The following is a 21,239-nucleotide window of genomic DNA, read 5'->3' as shown; positions in this document are numbered from 1 at the left end:
CAAACGAACGTTTTTACCCTTTCAGTGAAAGAGAAGCTGGAAGGCTGGCTTGAAGAGAAGCCTTACGTCTCAGCTATTGTCTATAAGAATCTGTCCCAAGCGGTTTTCGAGCTGTCTGATATAAACGCTGGCCGGTCATTATTAAGTGACTGTATCCGAAAGGGGTTGACCGTCACCCGCTTTGAACAGAAAACGGAGTCTCTAGAAGACGTCTATCTAAAGGTGGTGCACGCATGAAAGTGATGACGGCGCTATTGCAGAAGGAGTGGCTGGAAGGATGGAAAAGCGGCAAGCTGGTTTGGCTGCCGATTGCGATGATGATCGTCGGGCTGACACAGCCGCTGACCATTTATTATATGCCGGACATCATCGCACATGGAGGAAATCTTCCTGATGGCATGAAAATCAGTTTTACGGTGCCCTCCGGGTCTGAAGTGATGGTCAGCACGCTTTCTCAATTCAACACGCTTGGCATGGCTCTAATCATCTTTAGTGTGATGGTCAGCACGCTTTCTCAATTCAACACGCTTGGCATGGCTCTAATCATCTTTAGTGTGATGGGCTGTGTAGCCAATGAAAGAAATCAAGGGGTAACGGCGCTGATCATGTCACGGCCTGTGACGGCAGCCCATTATATCGTGAGTAAATGGCTCACCCAAAGTGTGATCGGCATTCTGTCGTTCGCAGCTGGATATGGGCTTGCGTATTATTACGTCCGGCTGCTGTTTGAGGACGCATCATTCAGCCGCTTTGCCGCAAGCCTTGGCCTTTACGCGCTTTGGGTGATATTTATTGTGACCGCCGGCCTTGCCGGAAGTACGATATTCCGGTCTGTCGGAGCAGCTGCGGCTTGCGGGATCGGGCTCACAGCAGCCGTTTCCTTTGCTGTTTCATTATTTCCAGATGGTGCGAAGTGGCTTCCGGCTGAGATTTGCAAGCAGGCGGAGCATATCCTTCTTCATGGAGAGCGGGCAGATTTTTTCGGATGGTCACTCACTTTCTCCATTCTGTGCATCATGCTTCTGGCCGTGTTTTCTGTGTGGCGCTTCCGGCGGTATGAAAGCTATTAATTGATCATGTTACGTTTTTGCGCGAGCATCACAAAAAAGGCGGCAAATGCCAGAGACCCGGCTCCATAAAAAACTCCCGCAAGCCCGACAAGCTGTGCGATTTTTCCGGCAAGAAGGGGCCCGAGGAAGATGCCTAGCGCATAAAATGATTGATAAAACCCCATCACTGACATTTTTAAACGGGCAGAACTGATTTCGACGACATGGCTTAGCAGCAGAGGAAAAACGAAGCCGAGCGCCAGTCCGATACAGGCGTGTGTGATGCAAACCGTGAACAATGCAGCTGAAAAAGGAACGTATAGCAAACAGACCCCGGTGACAGCGAAACTAATGAGCATCACGAAGTAAGCGATACGGCTTGTAAAGCGCAGAAACACAAAGCTTAATGTGGCGGCTGCGTGTGGGAGGAAAAAGGCGCTCATCACCCAAAGAAGCTCCGCGTCGCCCATTCCGAGCTGATTCATGTAAAGCGGCGTAAAACCAAACACTGTGATAAATAATACGGCATGGGCCGTCATAGACAGGATGGTGAAAAGCTTCAGCTTTGGCAGCCGCAATGTATCTTTGATGTACTGATTGACACGAATGGTGCCACGGTTTGCGGGAGGAGCAGACGGATCCTGAATAAAGCAGCAGATCACCAGACCTGCGGCAGAAGCTGCCAGCGCCATCCAAAAAGGAACCTGCCTCCCTAAATGGGCTGCGGCGAGCCCGCAGAACACAATGCTGGCAAACTGAGGCATGACGGTAAAAAACTGCATGATGCCCATTGCTTTTGATGCATTGCCATTGTTGAAATAATGTGCGTATAAAATGGTCGCCATCACCCACGTAGAAGCAGTGATTCCCGCGAAAAGCCGGGCGGCCAGCACGAAGAAGAAAGAATCAAACATCAGAAAAAGCAGGCTGCTGAGGACGGAAAAGCCGAACCCGGCAATTAACAATTGCTTGCGCAAGGAAAACAGGATGTCTGACAAAAGGCCGAGCGGGAATCGCAGAAGGATTTGCGTGACCCCGTAGCTGCCGAGAATGATGCCGATTGCGCCATATGAAAAGTGCAGATCCTCCAAATACAGACTGAATACAGGAACGTAAATATAGCCTGAAAACCAGAAACAAAATACCATGCATAAAAAAACGGCGTGATCTAAGGCGCCGATTGTTTTTTTCTGAGGAATCAAGTCCTGCTGTAATTCCATCGTATCTCTCCACCCCTTTCCTTCCAGTACAACACAATTGTTGAAAGCGTTTCAATAGAAAAATAAAAAAACAGGGCTTCAAAAAAAGCCCTGTTCGCTGTTGTTAATACGGATCAGATGGATGGCTCTCCTGTTCAGCCTGCTTTGCAGCCTGTTCCGTTTCAGTTGTGCCGATCGGCCCGTTGCTGTTGTTTTCGGAAACCTTTTTTAGCCCTTCTGCTACACGTTTTCCGTAGTCAGGATCAGCTTTTGTGAAATTCTCAATCATTTGATCCTGAATTTCTTTTCGGCACGTAGAAAGCGTATTCACCAAATTCGTAATCAATTCGTTCCGCTCAAATTCAGTAAATCTCCGGTACGTTTCTCCAGCCTGTCCGAAGTTGTTTGTTCTGTCAATCGCTTCACGCTTTACATCACCTTCGACATGCGGCGTATGGTCTTTTCCGTCCTGCTTCGCTTCCTTCAGCCCGCCCATAATGGATGGCTCATAGTTGACGTGCGGGTTTTGTCCTTCTGCTCTATCGACCCGATATTGCATCTGCCCGCCTTCCTGGTTGGTGGCGACATGCTTTTTCGGCGAGTTGATCGGAAGCTGCAGGTAATTTGCGCCTACACGGTAGCGCTGCGTATCAGAGTAGGCAAACGTACGCCCCTGGAGCAATTTGTCGTCTGAAAAATCAAGCCCGTCGACAAGCACCCCCGTTCCAAATGAAGCTTGCTCCACTTCCGCATGGTAGTTTTCCGGATTTTTGTTCAGAACCAATTTGCCGATCGGTTTCCATGGAAAATCGTCTTTATACCACAGTTTTGTCGGATCAAGAGGATCAAAGTCCAGTTCAGGATGCTCATCATCGCTCATGATTTGTGCATACACTTCCCACTCTGGATAATCGCCATTTTCAATCGCGTCATATAAATCCTGTGTGGCATGGTTAAAGTTTTTCCCTTGAATCTCTTCTGCTTCCTTCTGTGTCAGGTTGCGGATGCCCTGCTTCGGTTCAAAATGGTATTTCACGAGAACGGCCTTGCCCTCCTCATTCACCCATTTATAGGCATGTACGCCTGAACCCTGCATTTGCCGGTAGTTGGCCGGAATGCCCCAAGGCGAAAACAAGAAGGTGATCATGTGTGTCGCTTCAGGAGATTGAGAAATGAAATCGAAGATACGTTCACCATCCTGGATGTTTGTCACTGGATCAGGCTGAAATGCGTGTACAAGATCCGGAAATTTCAGCGGGTCGCGGATAAAAAAGATTTTCAGGTTGTTTCCGACCAAATCCCAGTTTCCGTCTTCTGTATATAGCTTTACAGCAAAACCGCGCGGGTCTCTCAATGTTTCAGGCGAGTGTTTTCCATGATTCACAGTTGAAAAACGGACAAATGCCGGTGTTTTCTTGCCTTTTTCCTGAAAGAGCTTGGCCCTTGTGTATGTTGAAATCGGTTCGTCTCCGAAGCTTCCGTACGCTTCAAAATACCCGTGTGCACCTGCTCCCCTGGCATGAACAACCCGCTCAGGGATGCGTTCCCGGTCGAAGTGGCTGATCTTTTCGAGAAAATCATAGTTCTCAAGTGTTGTAGGCCCTCTATTCCCGACGGTTCTCACATTCTGGTTGTCAGTAACAGGATGCCCCTGCCTATTCGTTAAGGTATCCTCTGACTCGTTTTTCCCGGATGTCTTATGGGAAAGCGCTTCCTCGCTTCCTTGGGCATTTGTTTGGTGCTGCTTGTTTTGATGATCATCTTTCAATGGTTGGCCCTCCTTTTTTGAACGGTAACAATATTCCCTGAATGGAAAGATTTTAAAACAGCCGTTTTTTTTGATCTGCTTCGGGAATGGTACAATGTACAAAAATCGGTAAAAGGAGAGGTCGATTCGTGACGAGAGAAAAAAATCCGCTGCCCATCACGTTTTATCAAAAAACCGCTCTTGAGCTTGCCCCATCGCTTCTGGGCTGCCTTCTTGTAAAAGAAACAGACGAAGGCACAGCGTCAGGCTATATTGTGGAAACAGAGGCCTATATGGGGGCTGGAGACAGAGCGGCCCACAGCTTTAACAACCGCCGGACGAAGCGGACTGAGATCATGTTTGCAGAAGCTGGGCGGGTATATACATACGTGATGCACACCCATACATTGCTGAATGTCGTTGCCGCGGAAGAGGATGTCCCGCAAGCGGTATTAATCAGGGCGATTGAGCCGCATGAAGGCCAGCTGTTAATGGAGGAGAGAAGGCCGGGCAGGAGTCCGAGGGAATGGACAAACGGACCAGGAAAGCTGACGAAAGCGCTTGGCGTCACGATGAATGACTACGGACGCTGGATCACGGAACAGCCGCTTTACATCGAAAGCGGGTACACACCGGAAGCAATTTCAACCGGCCCGCGCATCGGCATTGACAACAGCGGGGAGGCACGCGATTATCCATGGCGTTTCTGGGTGACGGGAAACAGGTACGTGTCGCGTTAGCATGTTTAAGGAAGAGGCAATCAGGGGAATGGTTGAGAAAAAAGAAGGGAGAATCGGAGCTTTGAAAAAGATGATCAAAACCGTTATCAAATGGGCGCCGGTCATTTACCCGATTGTTCGAAAAATCATGAAGGACCGCAAGGCGTCTAAACAAAAGAATATGTCCGCATCTAGAACAGCCGGCTGACCCCGGCTGTTTTTTTATAGGTCAGTTTTCCCTCTAGTCCTCCGGATGCTCATTGACTTGCCATTCTCTCCATTATAGAATTTATATACATTTCGCATCCCTTCATCATCCTTTCTGCCTATTCACTGAATCCCTGCATCTACTAGATAGGAGGTTTTTCTCATGCTTCATGGGCGACTTCGTGATATTCTGCGCTTGCTGATGGCGGCTGAAGCCCCGGTGACAAGTTCGTTTTTTGCCGCGCAATTAAACGTAACGACGCGGACAGTCCGCAATGATATAAAGGAACTGCAAGGTGTGCTAAGCGGCCACGGTGCCTTTGTACAATCTGTAAGAGGCTCCGGCTACAAGCTCCGCATTGATGACGAGCAAGTATTCAGAACACTGCTGCAAGATGTATTTCAGCAAAAAAAGGGCCTGCCGGTATTGCCGGAGGAGAGAATGGCCTATCTTATGAAACGTCTGCTGCTGGCGGACCATTATCTCAAGCTCGATGAACTTGCTGAAGAACTATTTATCTCAAAATCTACACTCCAAACGGATTTAAAGGAAGTAAAGAAACGTCTGCTGCCTTACCGCATCGTCATGGAAACACGTCCGAATTACGGCTTCAAGCTGCGCGGGGACGAGGTGCAGATGAGGTACTGCATGGCGGAGTACATTGTTGATGAAAGAGAAATGGAGATAGATGTTTTGAATGAAAAGGCTGATATTTTGCCAAAAGAAGAAATTGAGATCATCCGTTCCGCCATCTTGAAAAAAATGAAAAACGACCGCATCCCTCTGTCCAACATGGGACTGAATAACCTCATTATCCATATCGCGATCTCCTGTAAACGGATCAGAACGGAAAACTATGTATCTCTTTTCCCGAAAGATATGGATCATATCCTGCATCAAAAGGAGTACCAGGCTGCAGAAGCCATCGTAAAAGAGCTGGAATCAGCGCTTGCCGTTACATTTCCGAAAGACGAGACGGCCTACATCACCATGCATCTCCTTGGCACAAAACGAATGACACAATCACAATGCGGAGAGGACACATTTTCAATAGAAGAGGAAACCGATCAGCTGACACTTGCCATGATCAAAGCTGTTGATCGTGAACTGAAGCTTGGCATCCTGCATGACAAAGAGCTGAAAATCGGCTTGGCCCTGCATATGAAGCCGGCGATCACCCGCAACCGATACGGCATGAATCTTCGGAATCCGATGCTGGCAGCGATCAAGGAACATTATCCACTCGCTTTTGAAGCCGGGATCATTGCCGGAATCGTGATAAAGGAACAAACGGATATTGAGATTCATGAAAACGAAATTGGATATTTGGCTCTCCACTTTGGCGCCGCGATTGAACGAAAAAAAACAGAAAGCCCGCCGAAACGCTGTATCATTGTATGCGCATCGGGAGCCGGAAGCGCCCAGCTTCTGCGCGAAAAACTGCGTTCCCATTTCGGCAAGCGGCTCGATATTCTTGGAACGGCTGAGTATTATAGTCTTGATCAAATGTCCTACGAATCAATTGATTTTGTCATCAGCACCATTCCGATTAAAAAAGAGCTCCCTGTACCAGTACTGAAGGTTAACACCATCTTAGGCGGAACTGACTTTACAAAAATAGAATCTATTCTGAGTGATGAAAAGGAAAAAGCCAATCGCTACCTAAAAAAAGAACTCGTTTTTTTTCAGGAGGATCTGCGCTCAAAAGAAGAAGTGATTCAATTTTTAGGGCAGAAAGCGGTCGAATGCGGCTTTGCCGATGAAGAAATCATAGATTCCATTTTTGAAAGAGAAGACATGTCGCCAACGTGTTTTGGCAATCTTGTTGCCATCCCGCACCCGCTTGTTCCGCAGACGAAAACAACGTTTTGGGCCGTTTGTACGCTCAAAAAACCGATCGATTGGGAGAGTCAGCGAGTTCAATTTGTCTGTCTGCTTTGTGTCGAAAAGGAGAACAAAGCGGATTTGCAAAGCATGTATAAACTGCTTGGCAGCATTTTGGATGACCCGGCGGCGGTAAACCAGCTGATCAAATGCCGTTCATATCAAGAGCTTTCGGATGTGTTTGACCAAAAAATGCTGAGCTGACAGCCTGTATATACCTTTTTTCCGTTGCCTGCGGAAAAACCCTGAGTGTTTATGAAAGCGATTTCATAATATGATGATAGCAACAGCAGGACATTACAAAATTGATCAAACTTTAGGGGGTCTTTTACATGAATATATTACTCGTTTGTGCAGCAGGCATGTCTACTAGCTTACTGGTGAGCAAGATGGAAAAAAGTGCGCAGGAACAGGGAAAAGACTATACCATTTGGGCAGTTTCAGGCGATTCTGTACAAAATCATATCGATAAAGCGGATGTATTGCTTCTTGGTCCGCAAGTCCGTTACATGCTTCCGCAGCTCAAAAAATTAGGAGAGTCAAAGGGGGTTCCGGTAGACGTCATTAATACCGTCCATTATGGCACGTGCAATGGGGCGGAAGTGCTGAAATCAGCTGAACAGCTTGGACATGTGTCATAGAGAGGGGCGGGCTATGTGAATAAAGTCAATCAGATCTTAGAAGAAAAGGTCATGCCTATAGCGGGAAGAATTGCGGGACAGCGTCATTTGCAGGCGCTGCGTGATGGTATCATCCTCACGATGCCCCTGATTATCATCGGTTCCTTTTTCCTCATCATTGGCAACCTCCCGATCCCGGGATACGCTGAGTTTATGGCAAAAACGTTTGGCAGCTCCTGGTCTGAAAAACTGGCCTACCCAGTCGACGCGACCTTTGAAATTATGGGTCTTGTCGCCGCGTTCGGCATCGCCTACCGGCTCGCCGAGAAATACGGCGTTGATGCCTTGTCGGCCGGAGCCATTTCCCTTGCGGCATTTTTATTAGCAACACCTTATCAAGTGCCGTTTATGCCGGATGGCGCGACGAAAGAAATCATGGTTGGCGGCGGGATTCCGCTTTCGCTCATGGGAAGCAAAGGCCTGTTTGTCGCCATGATTATCGCAATGGTGTCCACAGAGATTTACCGCCTCATTATCCAGCGCAATTTAGTCTTCAAAATGCCGGACGGTGTTCCGCCGGCGGTAAGCAAGTCATTTGTCGCGTTAATCCCCGGCTTTGCCGTCATCTTCCTGATTTGGGCAGCCCGGCTGATTGTTGAAGCGACACCGTTTGAAAGCCTTCATAATATTGTAAGCGTTTTATTGGGGACTCCGCTTTCCATTCTGGGAGGAAGCCTTGGAGGAAGCCTTGTCGCCGAAGCCGTCAAAATGCTTTTATGGGCCTGCGGCCTTCACGTTGCAAACATTGTCGGCGGCGTCATGGCACCGATTTGGTACGGCGCAATGGATGCCAACCGGATCGCATTCCAAGCCGGTGAGGAGCTTCCTAAGATTTTCACCCAGCAATTTTTCGATATCTGGGTCAATATTGGCGGAAGCGGCGCCACATTGGCACTGGTTGTCACGATGTTCCTGCGCGCCCGAAGCAAACAAATGAAGCAGCTCGGGAAGCTTGCGGTCGGCCCGGCCATCTTCAATATTAACGAACCGATTATATTCGGAATGCCGATCGTCATGAACCCAATGCTCTTACTTCCGTTTATCATCACACCGCTTGTCACAGTGACACTTACGTACATCGGAATGAGCACCGGCCTTGTCGCAAAACCGGCGGGTATCGCAGTGCCGTGGACCATGCCGCCGATCTTTTCAGGCTACTTGGCGACAGGAGGAAAAGTCTCAGGCGCGGTCATGCAAGCCATTAATATCGCCGTGTCCTTTGTTGTCTACTATCCATTCTTCAGAATGTGGGATAAGCAGAAGCTGAAAGAAGAAAACGATCTGGAGCTGGTCCAAACGCCTGCAGCATCAGATGACAAAGAAGCGGCTCTGTAGAGAAAGGAAGTGAATCGTGTGAATGAGGAAATGGAACAAATCATTTTTCAAATCATCCTTCACGGAGGAAACGGTAGGAGCTCCGCAATGGAGGCCATTGCCGCTGCGAAAAGCGGTGACGCAGAAGAAGCGCGGAAAAAGCTTCAAGACGCTGCTGAAGAATTGTCAAAAGCCCATCATTATCAGACAGAGCTGATCCAAAATGAAGCGGGCGGAGAAAAGACGGAAATGACGCTTCTGATGGTTCATGCACAGGATCATTTAATGAATGCAATGACAGTGAAGGATATGGCTGCAGAGATCATTGAGTTATATGAAAAAATCACCGAGCAAAGGGGAGCAAGCATATGACAAAAGGATTGAAGATTGTAACGATTGGCGGAGGTTCAAGCTATACGCCCGAGCTAGTGGAAGGGTTTATTAAACGGTATGATGAGCTGCCTGTGCGCGAATTATGGCTCGTCGATATCCCTGAGGGCGAAGAAAAGCTGAATATTGTCGGCACACTCGCCAAACGGATGGTTGAAAAAGCTGGCGTCCCGATCGACATTCATCTTACGCTCGACCGGAGAAAAGCGCTGAAAGACGCAGACTTTGTCACGACCCAATTCCGTGTCGGACTTTTGCAGGCAAGAGCAAAGGATGAGCGCATTCCGCTAAAATACGGAGTGATTGGCCAGGAAACAAACGGCCCGGGAGGCCTGTTTAAAGGATTGCGCACAATTCCGGTCATCCTTGAGATCGCAAAGGACATAGAAGAGCTTTGCCCGAACGCTTGGCTTGTTAACTTCACAAACCCTGCCGGCATGGTAACAGAAGCCTTGCTTCGCTACTCCAACCTGAAGAAAGTCGTCGGTCTCTGTAATGTTCCAATCGGCATCAAAATGGGCGTAGCCAAAGCGCTTGATGTAGATGTGGACCGCGTAGAAGTCCAATTCGCCGGACTGAACCATATGGTATTTGGGCTGGATGTTTTCTTGGACGGCGTAAGTGTGAAGGAGCAAGTCATCGAGGCGATGGGCAACCCGAAAAACGCGATGACAATGAAAAATATCTCAGGCGCCGAATGGGAACCGGATTTCTTAAAAGCGCTCAATGTCATCCCTTGCGGCTATCACCGTTACTATTTCAAAACAAAAGAGATGCTGGAGCACGAACTGGAAGCATCACAAACGGAGGGCACCCGCGCAGAAGTCGTACAGAAGGTCGAAAAAGAGCTGTTCGAGCTTTATAAAGATCCGAACCTTGCGATCAAACCGCCGCAGCTGGAAAAACGGGGCGGAGCTTACTACAGTGATGCAGCATGTAACTTAATCAGCTCCATTTATAATGATAAACATGACATTCAGCCGGTGAACACGATCAATAATGGTGCAATAGCGAGCATTCCAGACGATTCCGCAGTTGAAGTGAACTGTGTGATGACGAAAACTGGCCCTAAGCCAATTGCTGTCGGCGACTTGCCGGTGTCTGTCCGTGGCCTCGTCCAGCAAATCAAATCCTTTGAACGTGTCGCGGCAGAAGCGGCAGTTACAGGTGACTACCAAACTGCACTCCTTGCCATGACGATTAACCCGCTTGTCCCGTCCAATACTGTGGCCAAACAGATTTTAGATGAAATGCTGGAGGCGCACAAAGCGTATCTGCCGCAGTTTTTCAACAAAATTGAAGCGTAAAAAAAGCCGGCCTGTAATGGGCCGGCTTTTTTCTTACTTGCTTTCAGTCAGCGCTGCGACTTCGGTCGTCCATCCGAATTCGTCTGCGACAGCGCCTTTTTGAATGCCTGTAATCGTGTCATATAGTTTTTTTGCGATTTCTCCTGTTTCACCGTTGTTGATCGAAAGTGTTTCATCCTGCCAGATCAGCTCGCCGACTGGGGAAATAACAGCTGCTGTACCTGTTCCGAAGGCTTCTTCCAGGATGCCGTCTTTATGGGCTTGGATGACCTCATCGATCGCAATTTTTCGTTCTGAAACTTGAAGGCCCCAATGCTTAAGCAAGGCGATGACTGAATTGCGCGTAATGCCTTCCAGGATGCTCCCGTTCAGCATCGGTGTTACGATTTCACCGTTGATTTTGAAGAAGATGTTCATGCTTCCGACTTCTTCGATGTATTTCTTCTCAATGCCGTCCAGCCAGAGCACTTGGGAAAATCCTTTCTCTTCGGCGACCTGCTGCGCTTTTAAGCTTGAAGCATAGTTTCCTGCGGTTTTGGCATTTCCTGTTCCGCCTTTTACCGCACGGACAAATTCACTTTCAACAGCGATTTTGACCGGCTTAATGCCTTCTTTGTAATAAGAGCCGACCGGAGAAAGAATGATCAAGAGCTTATACGTATGAGATGCCGCAACACCAAGGAAAGGCTCGGTTGCGATGATGAACGGACGGATGTAAAGGGACGTGCCCTCCGCATTTGGAATCCAGTCTTTATCAATTGCGACAAGCTGCTTTAAGCCTTCAAGAACCTGTTCTTCATCAATTTGCGGGATGCAGAGGCGGTCGTTTGATTGATTCAGGCGTTCCATATTTTTTTCCGGTCTGAAAAGCAGAACATGGTCATCCTCTGACACGTAAGCCTTTAACCCTTCAAACACGGTTTGGCCGTAGTGATAGACCATTGCGGCCGGATCCATTGATAAGGGCTGATAAGGAATGATTCTTGGATCGTACCAACCTTTATCTGCCGCATAGTCCATTACAAACATGTGGTCTGTAAACACTCTTCCGAACGAAAGCTGATTTGGGTCTGGTTTCGGTTTTTTTGTTGATGTCAATTCAACGCGAATCGTTTGTTTAGTCATGGTCAATCTCCCTGCTGTTAAATTGTTTATATTATCAAACTTATTTGAAAATAATTATATTCTATTGTATACCTTCAACAAATAATCGCAATAGGTTTGCTCAAATTTGTAAGAAATTCATATGAAAAAAGCAGGAGAAATTAATTCTCCTCAGCTTGTAGAGAAAACGATGTTTTTTCTACAAGCTTTTTTGTTTTATACTGTTTCTTTAGATATTCACCAGGTTTCAGATGCAGAAAAAGCGCTCCCACATGCCTAGCCTTGCTTGGCTAGGTATGTGGCAATCTTCTTCATGTTCTGGCATGCGGCTGTGAGGAGAACTTGTTCACTCACATTTCGTTTTCCCCTCAACCTGCAATAGCGAAGCCCATGCAGCTGTTTTGAATCTGCAAAGCTTCGCTCTATTTTTTCTTTTCTTTTTTTGTAGAGGTTTTTTCCTGAAACAGACAAGCGATTTTGTCTGACCTTTTCTTTATGATCTTCCCATACATGTCGAGTAATCACTTTCTGCCGATTCTTTGATTTTGTACAGTTTTCAAGCAGTGGGCATGAGGAACATATTTCAGGATTTGATTTATATGACCGGTAGCCTTTTCGGTCAGTTGTTGAGTATGTAAGTGTTTGGTGATTTGGACAAATGTATCTGTCTTGTTCACTGTCATAATGAAATTTCCATTTTGGAAACAAGCCTCGGATAGGGTGATAACGTCTATGTGCGATGACACCAAAGATTTGGCGGTCAGATAATCCTTTACAGATCGGAGTCGTTAAATATCCGGAATCAAGGGCGACGGCTTCTACTTGAAAACCAAATCGTGCGATTTGGTGGTCTAATCGGTCAAGATAAGGCACAGAATCATGGACATTTCCAGGTGTGACGTAGGCATCGGTGATAATGTTGTATTTCATATCTGTTGTGCGGTGATCTAAATAGAAAAAACCTTCTGGTTTGTTTTCACGATACAGATAGCCACTTTCCGGATCGGTTGTACTGTGGCGGATCTCTTTTTCAGCTTTCACCTCCTCTTTGGCTGTTAATGGTTTTTTTCCGTGTTCCTCCCGATCCTCTTGAATGGCTTCATTTAAATCCTTGATATAGTTTTGGGTATCCTGCGCAATTGTTTTTCTTGTGTATTTATGCTTGTTGGCATTGGCTTTAAGGTGTGTGGAGTCGGTGAATAGGACTCGTCCGCCCACCATGTCATGATTGATGGCCTGAAGAACGATCTCATCAAAAATGTCTTGGAAGATGGTTGTATCTTTAAAGCGTGTGCGTCTGTTCCAGCTGATGGTGGAGTGGTGTGGAACCGGGTCGTTTATGTTCAATCCGAGAAACCATCTGTACGCCATATTGTAGTAAATTTCTTTTTCAAGCTGTCTTTCTGAACGGATACCATAGAGGTATCCGATAAACATCATTTTAAATAAAATAAGCGGATCAAGTGAGGGGCGGCCTTTGTTTTCACTGTAGTAAGGTTTCACCTTTTCAATGATGAAAGAGAAGTCTATGTGTTTATCAATTTTCCGAAGCAGGTGATCCTCTTCAACGAGTTGGTCAAGCAGAACAAATTCGGCTGTGTTTTGAGAAGAGTTTCTTGTGTGGAACATGAGAAAGACACCGTCCTTTTAAGTCTTTCTTTTATTTTATTACAGAAGAATGGATATTTTAAGGAAAAATAAAGGCTGACGAGATTTTCTCGACAGCCTGAGGAGAAATTAATTCTCCTGCGTGTTCATTTGCTCGAATAACCTGTCATAATCGGCGCGAGTGGCATCACGAAGACCTTCAACACGTTCATTTGTAATCTCCTGTTTGCCTTCCTTCAAGCCGTCCAAGAAATATTGAACATATTCTTCAGATGAAATGCCCCGGTACGTCAGGCCTTGTTTATCGCGTGATTTTTGGTTTAAGCCCGTGTCCACCATAGGCGGTGCCATTTCAATCACTTCCACGCTCGTGTCGCGGAGCTGGTGTCTGAGCGTAAGCGAGAACGAGTGAAGTGCCGCTTTTGTTGCGCAGTACACCGGATAAACAGCTAACGGGTTAAACGCAAGCCCGGATGTGACCTGAACGATTGCCGCTTCAGGCTGCTTCATCAAATGAGGTGTGAAAAGGGCGGATAAATGGACAGGCGCTTGGAAATTAAGTTCAATTTCATCACCGTCCACAAAAAGATCCTCTGTCCCTTTTTAAAGTCAATTTCCTTTTGAATGCCGGCGTTGTTGACGAGAACATTCAAGTTCGGATATTCCTTTAAAGCCCATTCATACAATGCTTCCCGCTGCGAACGGTCTGCAACATCACATTGCTTTGTATGGATGTTTGGGAGCTGCTGCTTCGCTTCTGCAAGACGTGCTTCGCTGCGCCCGCAAATGATAACTTCATTGCCGAGCTCCAGCAGGCGCTTGGCCAGTTCAAGCCCGATGCCAGCAGAACCCCCTGTGATTAAAACCGTATTGCCTGTCATCTTCATTGGATGTAACACTTCTTAATTAAGTTGGCTGTGATTCCTTTACTATTTCAAATCTTAGCAGGAAATATGCAGCCGCGTCCTATGAGATGCTCAGGATGAAGTGACTTTTCCGGTTTTATAAAATTCGTCAATTGCTTTATCGACATACACCCAGCCTTTCCAGCCGATGTGAATGGTGTCTTTCATGAAATACGGGTCATATTCATGCCCTGAGAAATCAGCAACCTGGAAACCCTTCGCTCTGATTTGTTTATTTACCTTTTTGTAATAGTCAGTGCGTCCTTTTTTCGGGAAGCCCGTGTAATCGTACCATTTCCCGTTAACAGGAATGGTGACAAACATAGGCTCTGCGCCCGCATCCTTCAGGATATCGAGCATCATTTCAAAGTCGCCATATTCCGGTGACACCGCATACGATCTTCCTTTGTTTTTCCCTTTCAGCTTAGGCACTTTCGGCTTCAGCTTTTTATAGACAGGGTTGTCGATGTGAAAATCGTTAGAACCGGAGTGGCGTTTGCCCGATTGATCCGCTAGTTTATTCAATTCAGACCATGACTTATCCTTTACTGACTGCGAGATATAGCGCTTTGGCCCGGATGATTCTGTCGTTGAATAATACAGATCTTTCTTTTCCAGCATGCTGTAATACACTTTCGCCGCCGGCTTCAGCGCGTTCACTTTCCACGTCTGGCCGTTTACCATTGCTTTGTACAGCTCAGAAAGAATGGCATCGTTTTGCACAGCCTTAAAGCGAAGCATGCGTTTCATCATTTTCTTTTTAATTTCAGGGTCGATCTGATCGTTAAATGCCAAATCAAGCCCTTGCAGCGCAGAATAGTTCGGCGCGAAATGCTGTTCATCAGACCCGCGCTTAATAAACCATTGCGGAGACACGATGAATACGATTTTTTTGCCCTTCAGCTGATCCATATGGGCAGCGAAGTTTAAAGAATGAATCAATGACTGGGATCCGCCTTTGCCGACAAGGTATGGCGTGAATCCCTCATTGTTTACCTGAAAATAATTAGATGGGTGGAACTCGTCCAGCCGAGAAAGCTCAGAAGACCCGTAAATCGGAAGATATGTCGGATCTTTGAGCATCTGATCTTGTAAATATAGCCCTTGAAACATACTCGGATTCAAGGCTGTTGCTGACTCTTTCACACGCTTATCGGTGATGAAGCCTGTCAGCCATGAAGATGGAATTGCGATGGCGCCTGCGAATAGAATAAACGCCAAAATAATTGGACCGAAAAAACGCTTTTTCATTATTTCAACTCAGACAGCTGATTTACAATGTTGTTAGGTGTATTCCAAACGTCCCGGTCAAATTCAGTGATCGGCACTAAAATATCAAAACGGTTTTCAATCGCAAGCAGCAATTCTACTGTTCCAAAAGAATCAAGCAAACCTTCTTCAAAAATTTCAATATCAGGATTTTCCTTTACGATGTCATCCTGGCAAACCTCTGCTAAAACGTCTAATACCTCTTGTTTAAAATCCATAGCTTTCTAATCTCCTTTAATGGTGGTGATGAAATGGTTTTCCTGAGAAAATATAAAACCCGAAGCAAACGAAATGGAATGTGATCACAATAGCGAAAATGGTTGTCCAGCGGTTGGACGGCAGCCATTTATATTTCTTATTCCACTTCTCGAAAAAGTTGTAACACGTCATCAGAACGGCGTGATAGAGGCCGTAAATGATATATTGCGGCGCGAGCCCGTGCCAAACCCCCATCAGCATAAACAGCAGGAAATACCCGATGTTTGAGACGGCCATACGGTTTTTGATCCACTTTTTCTTAGTCATCCAAAATACGAATCTCATAAACACATAATCTCTGAACCAAAATGACAGAGACATATGCCAGCGATTCCAGAAATCTTTAATATTTTTACTGATAAATGGTTTATTAAAGTTTTCTGGTGATTTAATGCCCATAATGTAGCTGACCCCGACGGCAAACATCGTGTAGCCGGCGAAATCAAAGAATAAATACATGCTGTAGCCGTACATGTACAGCAGGTTCCCAAGAATCTTATTGTGCGTGATTGCGGGAAGATTCATGATGAAGTACGTATTGATCGCGTAGCCGATAATAAATTTATACAGGAAACCGATGAAGATTTTATGGATTCCCGTATACAACAGGTCGGCGTATTCTTCTTTCGTCCAAGCCTTCTGTTCATCCTTGACGAACCGGCGGTATCTGTCGATCGGGCCGGAGGAAATCGTCGGGAAAAACAGGATGAAATACAGCAGGCGGTGCAATGGCAGCTGTTCTTTCAGCAGTCCGTCTCTTGCTTCCATAATCAGCTGAACGCCTTTAAAGGTTAAATATGAAATCCCTAAAAAGCTGATCAGGTTATGCGGCGGATGATGCGGCTGCGGGTGTGAAAGAAACGGCCATATTTTTGACAGAAATAAAGGCAGAATAGACGCGATAACAGCCCCGCAAAAGACAAAGCCGCTGTTCGCTTTCTGCCGGTATGCCAGATAGCCGCTGATCAGGAGCACCTGCCATATTGTAAACAGGCACAGCGCGATGACCCCGTGTAAGTCGTGCGAAAAAATTAAAGCCAATATAATGATAGATATGAACATGTTGTATGCTTGAAATCTTTTTCCGTTTAAGCCGAGAATGATCGTCGGCAGAAGAAGAATGCCAAGCAGTATAAAGAATAAAAACGAGCTGTAAGGCGTCATACAAGAACCTCTTCGCCAATGCGTTTTCGGTCAATTTTGCCGTTAGCCGTCATTTGAATGTGATCCTGATAGATAAATTTTCTCGGGATCATATATGCCGGAAGAGAAGCGGCAAGCTCTTTTTTAATAGCGCTTGTCAGCTGGAATTCCTTCTCGAACTCATGCTCCTCAGGCACAATAGCAGCGATCAGGTACTCAACTGTTCCGTTTGGCTGATAAGGAATCACGACTGCAGAGCGAACGTACTGTGACTGTCTGACATGGAACTCGATTTCCTCCAGCTCCATTCGATAGCCGTGAAGTTTAATCTGAAAATCCAAACGTCCTTGGCAGAAAATCTGACCGTCTTGAATAAAGCCGGCATCGCCAGTTCGGTATGCCCACTGGCCTTCATGAGAGAAAAACGCTTTTTCCGTCAGCTCTGGCTCACCAAGGTAGCCTCGGCTTACACTCGGCCCTGCAATGACGATTTCTCCTTTTTCTCCATCAGGAAGCGGCTGTCCCTGTTCATCCATAATGAAAATGTTCATATCTGGTTTGGCGAAGCCCACTGGAAGCGATTCGCTGCGGCTGATGACGTCATCCGTAATTTCAACCGATGTGACAGCCACTGTCGCTTCAGTCGGGCCGTACGTATTAAAAATCTTCGCTTTCGGAAAACGCTCAAGCAGCGCTTTTGCCACAGAAACCGGAAGAACCTCTCCGCAAAACATAAATGTGTCCGCATGAGGCAGCAGATCCTGTGAAAAACCCGGATCCATCAGGCACATTTGCACAAAGGAAGGTGTTGATGTCCACACATTCAGCCCGGACTTCTTCAGCTCTTCAAATAAGACTTTCGGCTTGTTCACAGCATCCTTTGTCACGCAATGTAAAGTCCCGCCTGATTGAAGGCACGGATATAGGTCCATGACAGACAAATCAAATGAGAACGGTGCTTGGTTTAAAAATATTTTTCCTCCGCTGACTGGAAAGTCTGCACAAATCCAGTCTGTGAAGCTTTGAAGATTCGCAGCGGAAATCTGCACGCCTTTCGGATTTCCTGTGCTCCCGGAAGTGTAAATGATATAAAACGTCTCGTGTTCCTTAACCCATTGATCTTGGATGACAGAGCCGCCTTCGTTTTCCAGCAGTTCTTCCGCAGAAACTGTCTGAATCTGCTGGCTGACTGCATCAATTGAGAGTCCTGCTGCATGGATCAGCAATTCTGCTCCAGAGCTTTCGATAATTTTCGCAATCCGTTCGGACGGAATAGACAGGTCAACCGGAATATAAGGATGTCCCGCTTTGACACTTCCCAAGAAGGAAACGATCATGTGCGGCTCCATGTGGCCGTACACAAGGATAGGAGATTTCTTTTCCCCAGAAATGCGTTTTTGGATCGCGGCAGCCGCGCGGTCAGACTGCTCCCATAATTCCTGATACGTGAGCGACTGGCCTTGAGAGCGGAAGGCATCGGTTTGCGGATAAGTTTCCGCATGTGTTTGAATAGCATGTAAAAGTTTCATAGTTATTCTCTCTCCAATTAGAAATCGTTATAAATATATGAACCGGTATTCGCGGTGTGAAAACCATACATAAAAAACAAAACAAGCAGTATCATCAAATAAAAGCCTGTATGACATGTCCACTTGACAGCGGGTTTTTCATACAGCTGTTTCATTAATTGCAGCATATCAAAAATTCCCTTCCCGTTTTTTCGACAATCACATGATTATTTGACGATCAGATGCTCAAAAAGTTTCATTTTTTCCCTAATCTCCCTCAAATTAATATATCGGCGTATGTTTTTGAAAATGAATCTTTATACCTGCAAGGGCAAGAATGGAATGTTTCGAGCTGATTCATAATAAAGGAAAAGATACCTGGAGTCAAAAGATCTTTTTAACTTTTAAAAAGTGTAATGTACTTAAAAAAATTTTTCTGTACCTGTTCGTTCAAGTGAAAGCAGAAACCTAATGAAATCAGGGCGAGAAGCGTATAATAAGAAAGAAAACGCCTTCTTGCGGTATCTTGTGAAATAAGGGAGAAGTCATTATGATAGATAGGGAAGCAAAAGGAGTTTTTTATTAAGCTGCCGGCTGAAAAAAAGTAAGCCTTTTAATAGAAAGGAAGAGGAAGATGAACCAAACAAATAAGGGTGAGGGTCAGACAGCGCCGCAAAAAGAAAGCATGGGGCAGATCCTTTGGCAGTTAACCCGTCCTCATACGTTAACCGCATCGTTTGTGCCTGTGCTGCTCGGAACCGTTTTGGCGATGTTTTATGTGAAGGTTGATCTGCTGCTGTTTTTGGCTATGCTGTTTTCTTGCCTATGGATCCAGATCGCGACGAACTTATTTAATGAATACTATGATTTTAAACGCGGGTTAGATACAGCAGAATCAGTCGGAATCGGAGGGGCAATTGTACGCCACGGAATGAAGCCTAAAACGATTTTGCAATTAGCTCTTGCCTCATACGGGATTGCCATTTTGCTCGGTGTCTATATTTGTGCGAGCAGCAGCTGGTGGCTCGCTTTGATCGGCCTCGTTGGCATGGCGATCGGCTACCTGTATACAGGCGGGCCGCTGCCGATCGCGTACACGCCATTCGGTGAATTATTCTCAGGCATTTGCATGGGTTCGGTGTTTGTGCTGATTTCGTTTTTCATTCAGACAGATATGATCAACACGCAAAGCATTTTGATTTCCATCCCGATTGCGATTCTTGTCGGCGCGATTAACCTGTCGAACAACATTCGTGATATTGAAGAGGACAAAAAAGGCGGACGCAAAACATTGGCGATTTTGATGGGGCATAAGGGAGCTGTTACTCTGTTAGCTGTGTCATTTGCCGTCGCTTATATCTGGGTTGTCGGCTTGGTTATTACCGGTGCCGCAAGCCCATGGCTGTTTGTCGTCTTTTTGAGCGTGCCTAAGCCGGTTCAGGCAGTGAAGGGCTTCGTCCAAAAAGAAATGCCGATTGTCGCAATGAAATCAACAGCCCAAACAAATACATTTTTCGGATTCCTGCTCTCGATCGGATTATTGATCAGCTATTTCCGATAATAAAAAAGACCGCTCGTTTGGTCTTACCCCTGTCAAGTAGACAGCCATAAAAAGCCTAAGCAACCAGTGTGTTACGGTATTCTACCGGAGCACACTGGTTTAATTTTTTCTGGAATCGTTCGTGATTATAGAACTGGATGTAATCTTTAATGCTTTTGTGGAGCTCTTTTTCAGTTTGGCATGAAGAAAAGTATGTATTCTCTGTTTTGAGGTGCGAGAAAAATGATTCGATACAGGCGTTATCCAGGCAGTTTCCCTTACGGGAATGGCTGCCCTTCAAACCAACGGTTTCAAGTCGCTTTTGATATGCTTTTGTTGTGTATTGGAATCCTTGATCAGAGTGGAGAATGGCCCCTTGGACATCCCGTTGAGCTGTTAAACTTTCCACTGTTTTCATCACCAGTTCAAGATCATTTCGCTTTGACAGTTTCCATGCGACAACCTCATTGTTGTAAAGATCTTGTACTGCAGAAAGATAATAGAATCGTTGTCCGCAAGCAATATAGGTAATATCGGTTACATATAACTGATTAGGCTGATTGGTTTGAAATTCTCGGTTAAGCCGGTTTGGCAGGACAACCGATGCCTTTCTTCCAAAATAACGACGCTTTTTTCGAATAATCGAGTGGATGTTCATCTCTCTCATCAATCTGTAAACACGCTTATGGTTGACGCAGAAACCTTCTTTCTTTAAAGCGACAGTAATCCGAGGATAGCCATAGAAAGGGCGTGAATGATGAATCGCCATGATGTGCTCTTTTATGATCTGATCTCTCTGTTGCCTTGCCATTCGAAACCTTTGAGCCTTGCGCCATTTATAGTACCCTGACCGTGACACTTTGGCGATACATACCAGCCATGTAATCGGATAACGGTCCTTCAATTCGTGAACAGCTTCAAATCGTGCTGCCTTCAAAATCCGTCCTCCCCATGCAGATTTGGATAGCGCTTTTTTAGGTATTCGACCTGTGCCTTTAAATAATCTCGTTCTTCCTCAACACTTTTAAACGTTGTTTTAGGGCGTCCAATAAAAGGATTGTCTGACTTTGTATCTTTTCCCCTTTGATCATCAAAAGACTTGCCTTCCCGATATGTTTTCACCCAATTTTTGAGCTGGGTTGAACTTCGAAGCCCTAATTCTTCAGCTAACGTGTTATAGCTTTTGTTTCCTTCCTCGTACATTTTGACAGCTTTCATCTTAAATTCTTTCGTATAGTGCTGAAAGTGTTGCCCTTTTCTCGCAATAAAAAATCCCCTCCACGTATAGTGTAACAGCCACTTTTGAAAAGCGGGCTTTTTACACTGTCTACTTAGAGGGGATAATATCAGTTTCGTGCGGTCTTTTTTTGTTACAATCGACCGCATTTTGTAAAAAAAATCATAGAA

At 45.9% G+C, this 21,239-nt stretch carries 21 protein-coding genes and 2 pseudogenes; 12 read left to right on the top strand and 11 right to left on the bottom strand.

The window, feature by feature from the left end:
• Both NSQ09_RS04340 and NSQ09_RS04335 read left to right on the top strand, forming a co-directional pair.
• Nucleotides 1-237 (top strand): annotated as a pseudogene (locus NSQ09_RS04340) (ATP-binding protein DrrA1-3 family domain-containing protein); the annotation flags it as partial.
• A complete protein-coding gene (locus NSQ09_RS04335) occupies nt 234-1,070 on the top strand; it encodes an ABC transporter permease (RefSeq protein WP_129134101.1) in 837 nt (278 codons plus the stop codon). The pseudogene NSQ09_RS04340 and the gene NSQ09_RS04335, both read left to right, overlap by 4 nt.
• On the opposite strand, the gene NSQ09_RS04330 is transcribed toward NSQ09_RS04335, so the two are convergent.
• Both NSQ09_RS04330 and katX read right to left on the bottom strand, forming a co-directional pair.
• Nucleotides 1,067-2,269 carry an MFS transporter gene (locus NSQ09_RS04330; RefSeq protein WP_015250907.1) on the bottom strand — a complete coding sequence of 401 codons (1,203 nt, stop codon included), beginning with the start codon at nt 2,267-2,269 and terminating at the stop codon, nt 1,067-1,069. The two genes, NSQ09_RS04335 and NSQ09_RS04330, sit on opposite strands and share 4 nt — an antisense overlap.
• A 103-nt stretch (nt 2,270-2,372) precedes the next feature.
• Nucleotides 2,373-4,016: a catalase KatX gene (gene katX / locus NSQ09_RS04325; protein WP_015250908.1), complete on the bottom strand. Its 1,644-nt coding sequence runs from the start codon at nt 4,014-4,016 to the stop codon at nt 2,373-2,375.
• A gap of 128 nt (nt 4,017-4,144) precedes the next feature.
• Here katX and NSQ09_RS04320 point away from each other — a divergent pair, with 128 nt between their 5' ends.
• The 7 genes from NSQ09_RS04320 to licH all read left to right on the top strand — a co-directional run bounded on the left by NSQ09_RS04320 (nt 4,145) and on the right by licH (nt 10,497).
• Complete coding sequence (locus tag NSQ09_RS04320; RefSeq protein ID WP_003227303.1) at nt 4,145-4,735, top strand: DNA-3-methyladenine glycosylase; 591 nt, start codon at nt 4,145-4,147, stop codon at nt 4,733-4,735.
• Between the two features lie 28 nt (nt 4,736-4,763).
• Entirely contained in the window at nt 4,764-4,922 is a 159-nt protein-coding gene (locus NSQ09_RS04315; RefSeq protein WP_009968374.1) for a hypothetical protein, read from the top strand.
• Between the two features lie 162 nt (nt 4,923-5,084).
• A complete protein-coding gene (gene licR / locus NSQ09_RS04310) occupies nt 5,085-7,010 on the top strand; it encodes a transcriptional regulator LicR (protein ID WP_341030595.1) in 1,926 nt (641 codons plus the stop codon).
• Between the two features lie 128 nt (nt 7,011-7,138).
• Complete coding sequence (gene licB / locus NSQ09_RS04305; protein ID WP_003218755.1) at nt 7,139-7,447, top strand: PTS lichenan transporter subunit IIB; 309 nt, start codon at nt 7,139-7,141, stop codon at nt 7,445-7,447.
• 15 nt (nt 7,448-7,462) lie between these two features.
• Nucleotides 7,463-8,821 carry a PTS lichenan transporter subunit IIC gene (licC, locus tag NSQ09_RS04300; protein ID WP_341030594.1) on the top strand — a complete coding sequence of 453 codons (1,359 nt, stop codon included), beginning with the start codon at nt 7,463-7,465 and terminating at the stop codon, nt 8,819-8,821.
• Nucleotides 8,822-8,839: 18 nt separating this feature from the next.
• Complete coding sequence (gene licA, locus NSQ09_RS04295) at nt 8,840-9,172, top strand: PTS lichenan transporter subunit IIA (protein WP_003227313.1); 333 nt, start codon at nt 8,840-8,842, stop codon at nt 9,170-9,172.
• Entirely contained in the window at nt 9,169-10,497 is a 1,329-nt protein-coding gene (licH, locus tag NSQ09_RS04290) for a 6-phospho-beta-glucosidase LicH (protein ID WP_341030593.1), read from the top strand. Before licA ends, licH begins: the two co-directional genes overlap by 4 nt.
• A gap of 33 nt (nt 10,498-10,530) precedes the next feature.
• Here licH and NSQ09_RS04285 read toward each other — a convergent pair whose 3' ends face one another.
• Nucleotides 10,531-11,622 (bottom strand): branched-chain amino acid aminotransferase, encoded by a 1,092-nt coding sequence (locus tag NSQ09_RS04285; RefSeq protein ID WP_003244231.1) that lies wholly within the window; start codon nt 11,620-11,622, stop codon nt 10,531-10,533.
• 121 nt (nt 11,623-11,743) lie between these two features.
• Between NSQ09_RS04285 and NSQ09_RS04280 the strand changes: the two genes are divergently transcribed.
• Entirely contained in the window at nt 11,744-11,881 is a 138-nt protein-coding gene (locus NSQ09_RS04280; protein ID WP_341030592.1) for a hypothetical protein, read from the top strand.
• On the opposite strand, the gene NSQ09_RS04275 is transcribed toward NSQ09_RS04280, so the two are convergent.
• The 7 genes and pseudogenes from NSQ09_RS04275 to NSQ09_RS04245 form a co-directional block, all read right to left on the bottom strand.
• On the bottom strand, nt 11,878-13,230 hold the full coding sequence (locus tag NSQ09_RS04275) for an IS1182 family transposase (protein WP_014478984.1): 1,353 nt from the start codon (nt 13,228-13,230) through the stop codon (nt 11,878-11,880). The genes NSQ09_RS04280 and NSQ09_RS04275 overlap by 4 nt on opposite strands.
• 108 nt (nt 13,231-13,338) lie before the next feature.
• Nucleotides 13,339-14,096: pseudogene (locus tag NSQ09_RS04270) on the bottom strand (SDR family oxidoreductase).
• A 90-nt stretch (nt 14,097-14,186) separates the two neighbouring features.
• Nucleotides 14,187-15,365, bottom strand: a complete 1,179-nt coding sequence (dltD, locus tag NSQ09_RS04265; protein WP_003227323.1) for a D-alanyl-lipoteichoic acid biosynthesis protein DltD — start codon at nt 15,363-15,365, stop codon at nt 14,187-14,189.
• Nucleotides 15,365-15,601, bottom strand: coding sequence for a D-alanine--poly(phosphoribitol) ligase subunit DltC (dltC, locus tag NSQ09_RS04260; RefSeq protein WP_003227325.1), 237 nt, complete (start codon nt 15,599-15,601; stop codon nt 15,365-15,367). Before dltC ends, dltD begins: the two co-directional genes overlap by 1 nt.
• 16 nt (nt 15,602-15,617) lie before the next feature.
• Nucleotides 15,618-16,805 carry a D-alanyl-lipoteichoic acid biosynthesis protein DltB gene (gene dltB, locus NSQ09_RS04255; RefSeq protein ID WP_017697248.1) on the bottom strand — a complete coding sequence of 396 codons (1,188 nt, stop codon included), beginning with the start codon at nt 16,803-16,805 and terminating at the stop codon, nt 15,618-15,620.
• On the bottom strand, nt 16,802-18,313 hold the full coding sequence (gene dltA / locus NSQ09_RS04250) for a D-alanine--poly(phosphoribitol) ligase subunit DltA (protein ID WP_095010531.1): 1,512 nt from the start codon (nt 18,311-18,313) through the stop codon (nt 16,802-16,804). Before dltA ends, dltB begins: the two co-directional genes overlap by 4 nt.
• Before the next feature lie 17 nt (nt 18,314-18,330).
• Nucleotides 18,331-18,480 (bottom strand): teichoic acid D-Ala incorporation-associated protein DltX, encoded by a 150-nt coding sequence (locus tag NSQ09_RS04245; RefSeq protein WP_003227330.1) that lies wholly within the window; start codon nt 18,478-18,480, stop codon nt 18,331-18,333.
• Between the two features lie 149 nt (nt 18,481-18,629).
• On the opposite strand from NSQ09_RS04245, the gene NSQ09_RS04240 reads away from it, so the two are divergent.
• Nucleotides 18,630-18,764 carry a hypothetical protein gene (locus tag NSQ09_RS04240; protein WP_003227332.1) on the top strand — a complete coding sequence of 45 codons (135 nt, stop codon included), beginning with the start codon at nt 18,630-18,632 and terminating at the stop codon, nt 18,762-18,764.
• 162 nt (nt 18,765-18,926) lie between these two features.
• A complete protein-coding gene (locus NSQ09_RS04235) occupies nt 18,927-19,853 on the top strand; it encodes a 1,4-dihydroxy-2-naphthoate polyprenyltransferase (protein ID WP_144453756.1) in 927 nt (308 codons plus the stop codon).
• 55 nt (nt 19,854-19,908) lie between these two features.
• Here NSQ09_RS04235 and NSQ09_RS04230 read toward each other — a convergent pair.
• Nucleotides 19,909-21,098 (bottom strand): IS3 family transposase gene (locus NSQ09_RS04230; RefSeq protein WP_087614167.1). Its coding sequence is split into 2 segments (ribosomal slippage): nt 19,909-20,798 and nt 20,798-21,098, totalling 1,191 coding nucleotides; the frame shifts between segments, so codons are not numbered across the junction.
• Between the last annotated feature and the right edge of the window lie 141 nt (nt 21,099-21,239).

It is taken from the genome of Bacillus sp. FSL W8-1202 (genome assembly GCF_038006165.1).
GTDB lineage: Bacteria > Bacillota > Bacilli > Bacillales > Bacillaceae > Bacillus > Bacillus subtilis.
The sequence above is the reverse complement of the archived record's forward strand: the minus strand, read 5'-3'. Positions and strand labels throughout refer to the sequence as shown.

Bases quoted from the DNA above. Each gene is read 5' to 3' on its own strand.
- NSQ09_RS04335 (WP_129134101.1), top strand. From the start codon at position 234: ATGAAAGTGATGACGGCGCTATTGCAGAAGGAGTGGCTGGAAGGATGG.
- NSQ09_RS04330 (WP_015250907.1), bottom strand. From the start codon at position 2,269: ATGGAATTACAGCAGGACTTGATTCCTCAGAAAAAAACAATCGGCGCC.
- NSQ09_RS04315 (WP_009968374.1), top strand. From the start codon at position 4,764: ATGGTTGAGAAAAAAGAAGGGAGAATCGGAGCTTTGAAAAAGATGATC.
- licR (WP_341030595.1), top strand. From the start codon at position 5,085: ATGCTTCATGGGCGACTTCGTGATATTCTGCGCTTGCTGATGGCGGCT.
- licB (WP_003218755.1), top strand. From the start codon at position 7,139: ATGAATATATTACTCGTTTGTGCAGCAGGCATGTCTACTAGCTTACTG.
- licH (WP_341030593.1), top strand. From the start codon at position 9,169: ATGACAAAAGGATTGAAGATTGTAACGATTGGCGGAGGTTCAAGCTAT.
- NSQ09_RS04285 (WP_003244231.1), bottom strand. From the start codon at position 11,622: ATGACTAAACAAACGATTCGCGTTGAATTGACATCAACAAAAAAACCG.
- NSQ09_RS04280 (WP_341030592.1), top strand. From the start codon at position 11,744: ATGAAAAAAGCAGGAGAAATTAATTCTCCTCAGCTTGTAGAGAAAACG.
- NSQ09_RS04275 (WP_014478984.1), bottom strand. From the start codon at position 13,230: ATGTTCCACACAAGAAACTCTTCTCAAAACACAGCCGAATTTGTTCTG.
- dltD (WP_003227323.1), bottom strand. From the start codon at position 15,365: ATGAAAAAGCGTTTTTTCGGTCCAATTATTTTGGCGTTTATTCTATTC.
- dltC (WP_003227325.1), bottom strand. From the start codon at position 15,601: ATGGATTTTAAACAAGAGGTATTAGACGTTTTAGCAGAGGTTTGCCAG.
- dltB (WP_017697248.1), bottom strand. From the start codon at position 16,805: ATGACGCCTTACAGCTCGTTTTTATTCTTTATACTGCTTGGCATTCTT.
- dltA (WP_095010531.1), bottom strand. From the start codon at position 18,313: ATGAAACTTTTACATGCTATTCAAACACATGCGGAAACTTATCCGCAA.
- NSQ09_RS04245 (WP_003227330.1), bottom strand. From the start codon at position 18,480: ATGCTGCAATTAATGAAACAGCTGTATGAAAAACCCGCTGTCAAGTGG.
- NSQ09_RS04240 (WP_003227332.1), top strand. From the start codon at position 18,630: ATGGAATGTTTCGAGCTGATTCATAATAAAGGAAAAGATACCTGGAGT.
- NSQ09_RS04235 (WP_144453756.1), top strand. From the start codon at position 18,927: ATGAACCAAACAAATAAGGGTGAGGGTCAGACAGCGCCGCAAAAAGAA.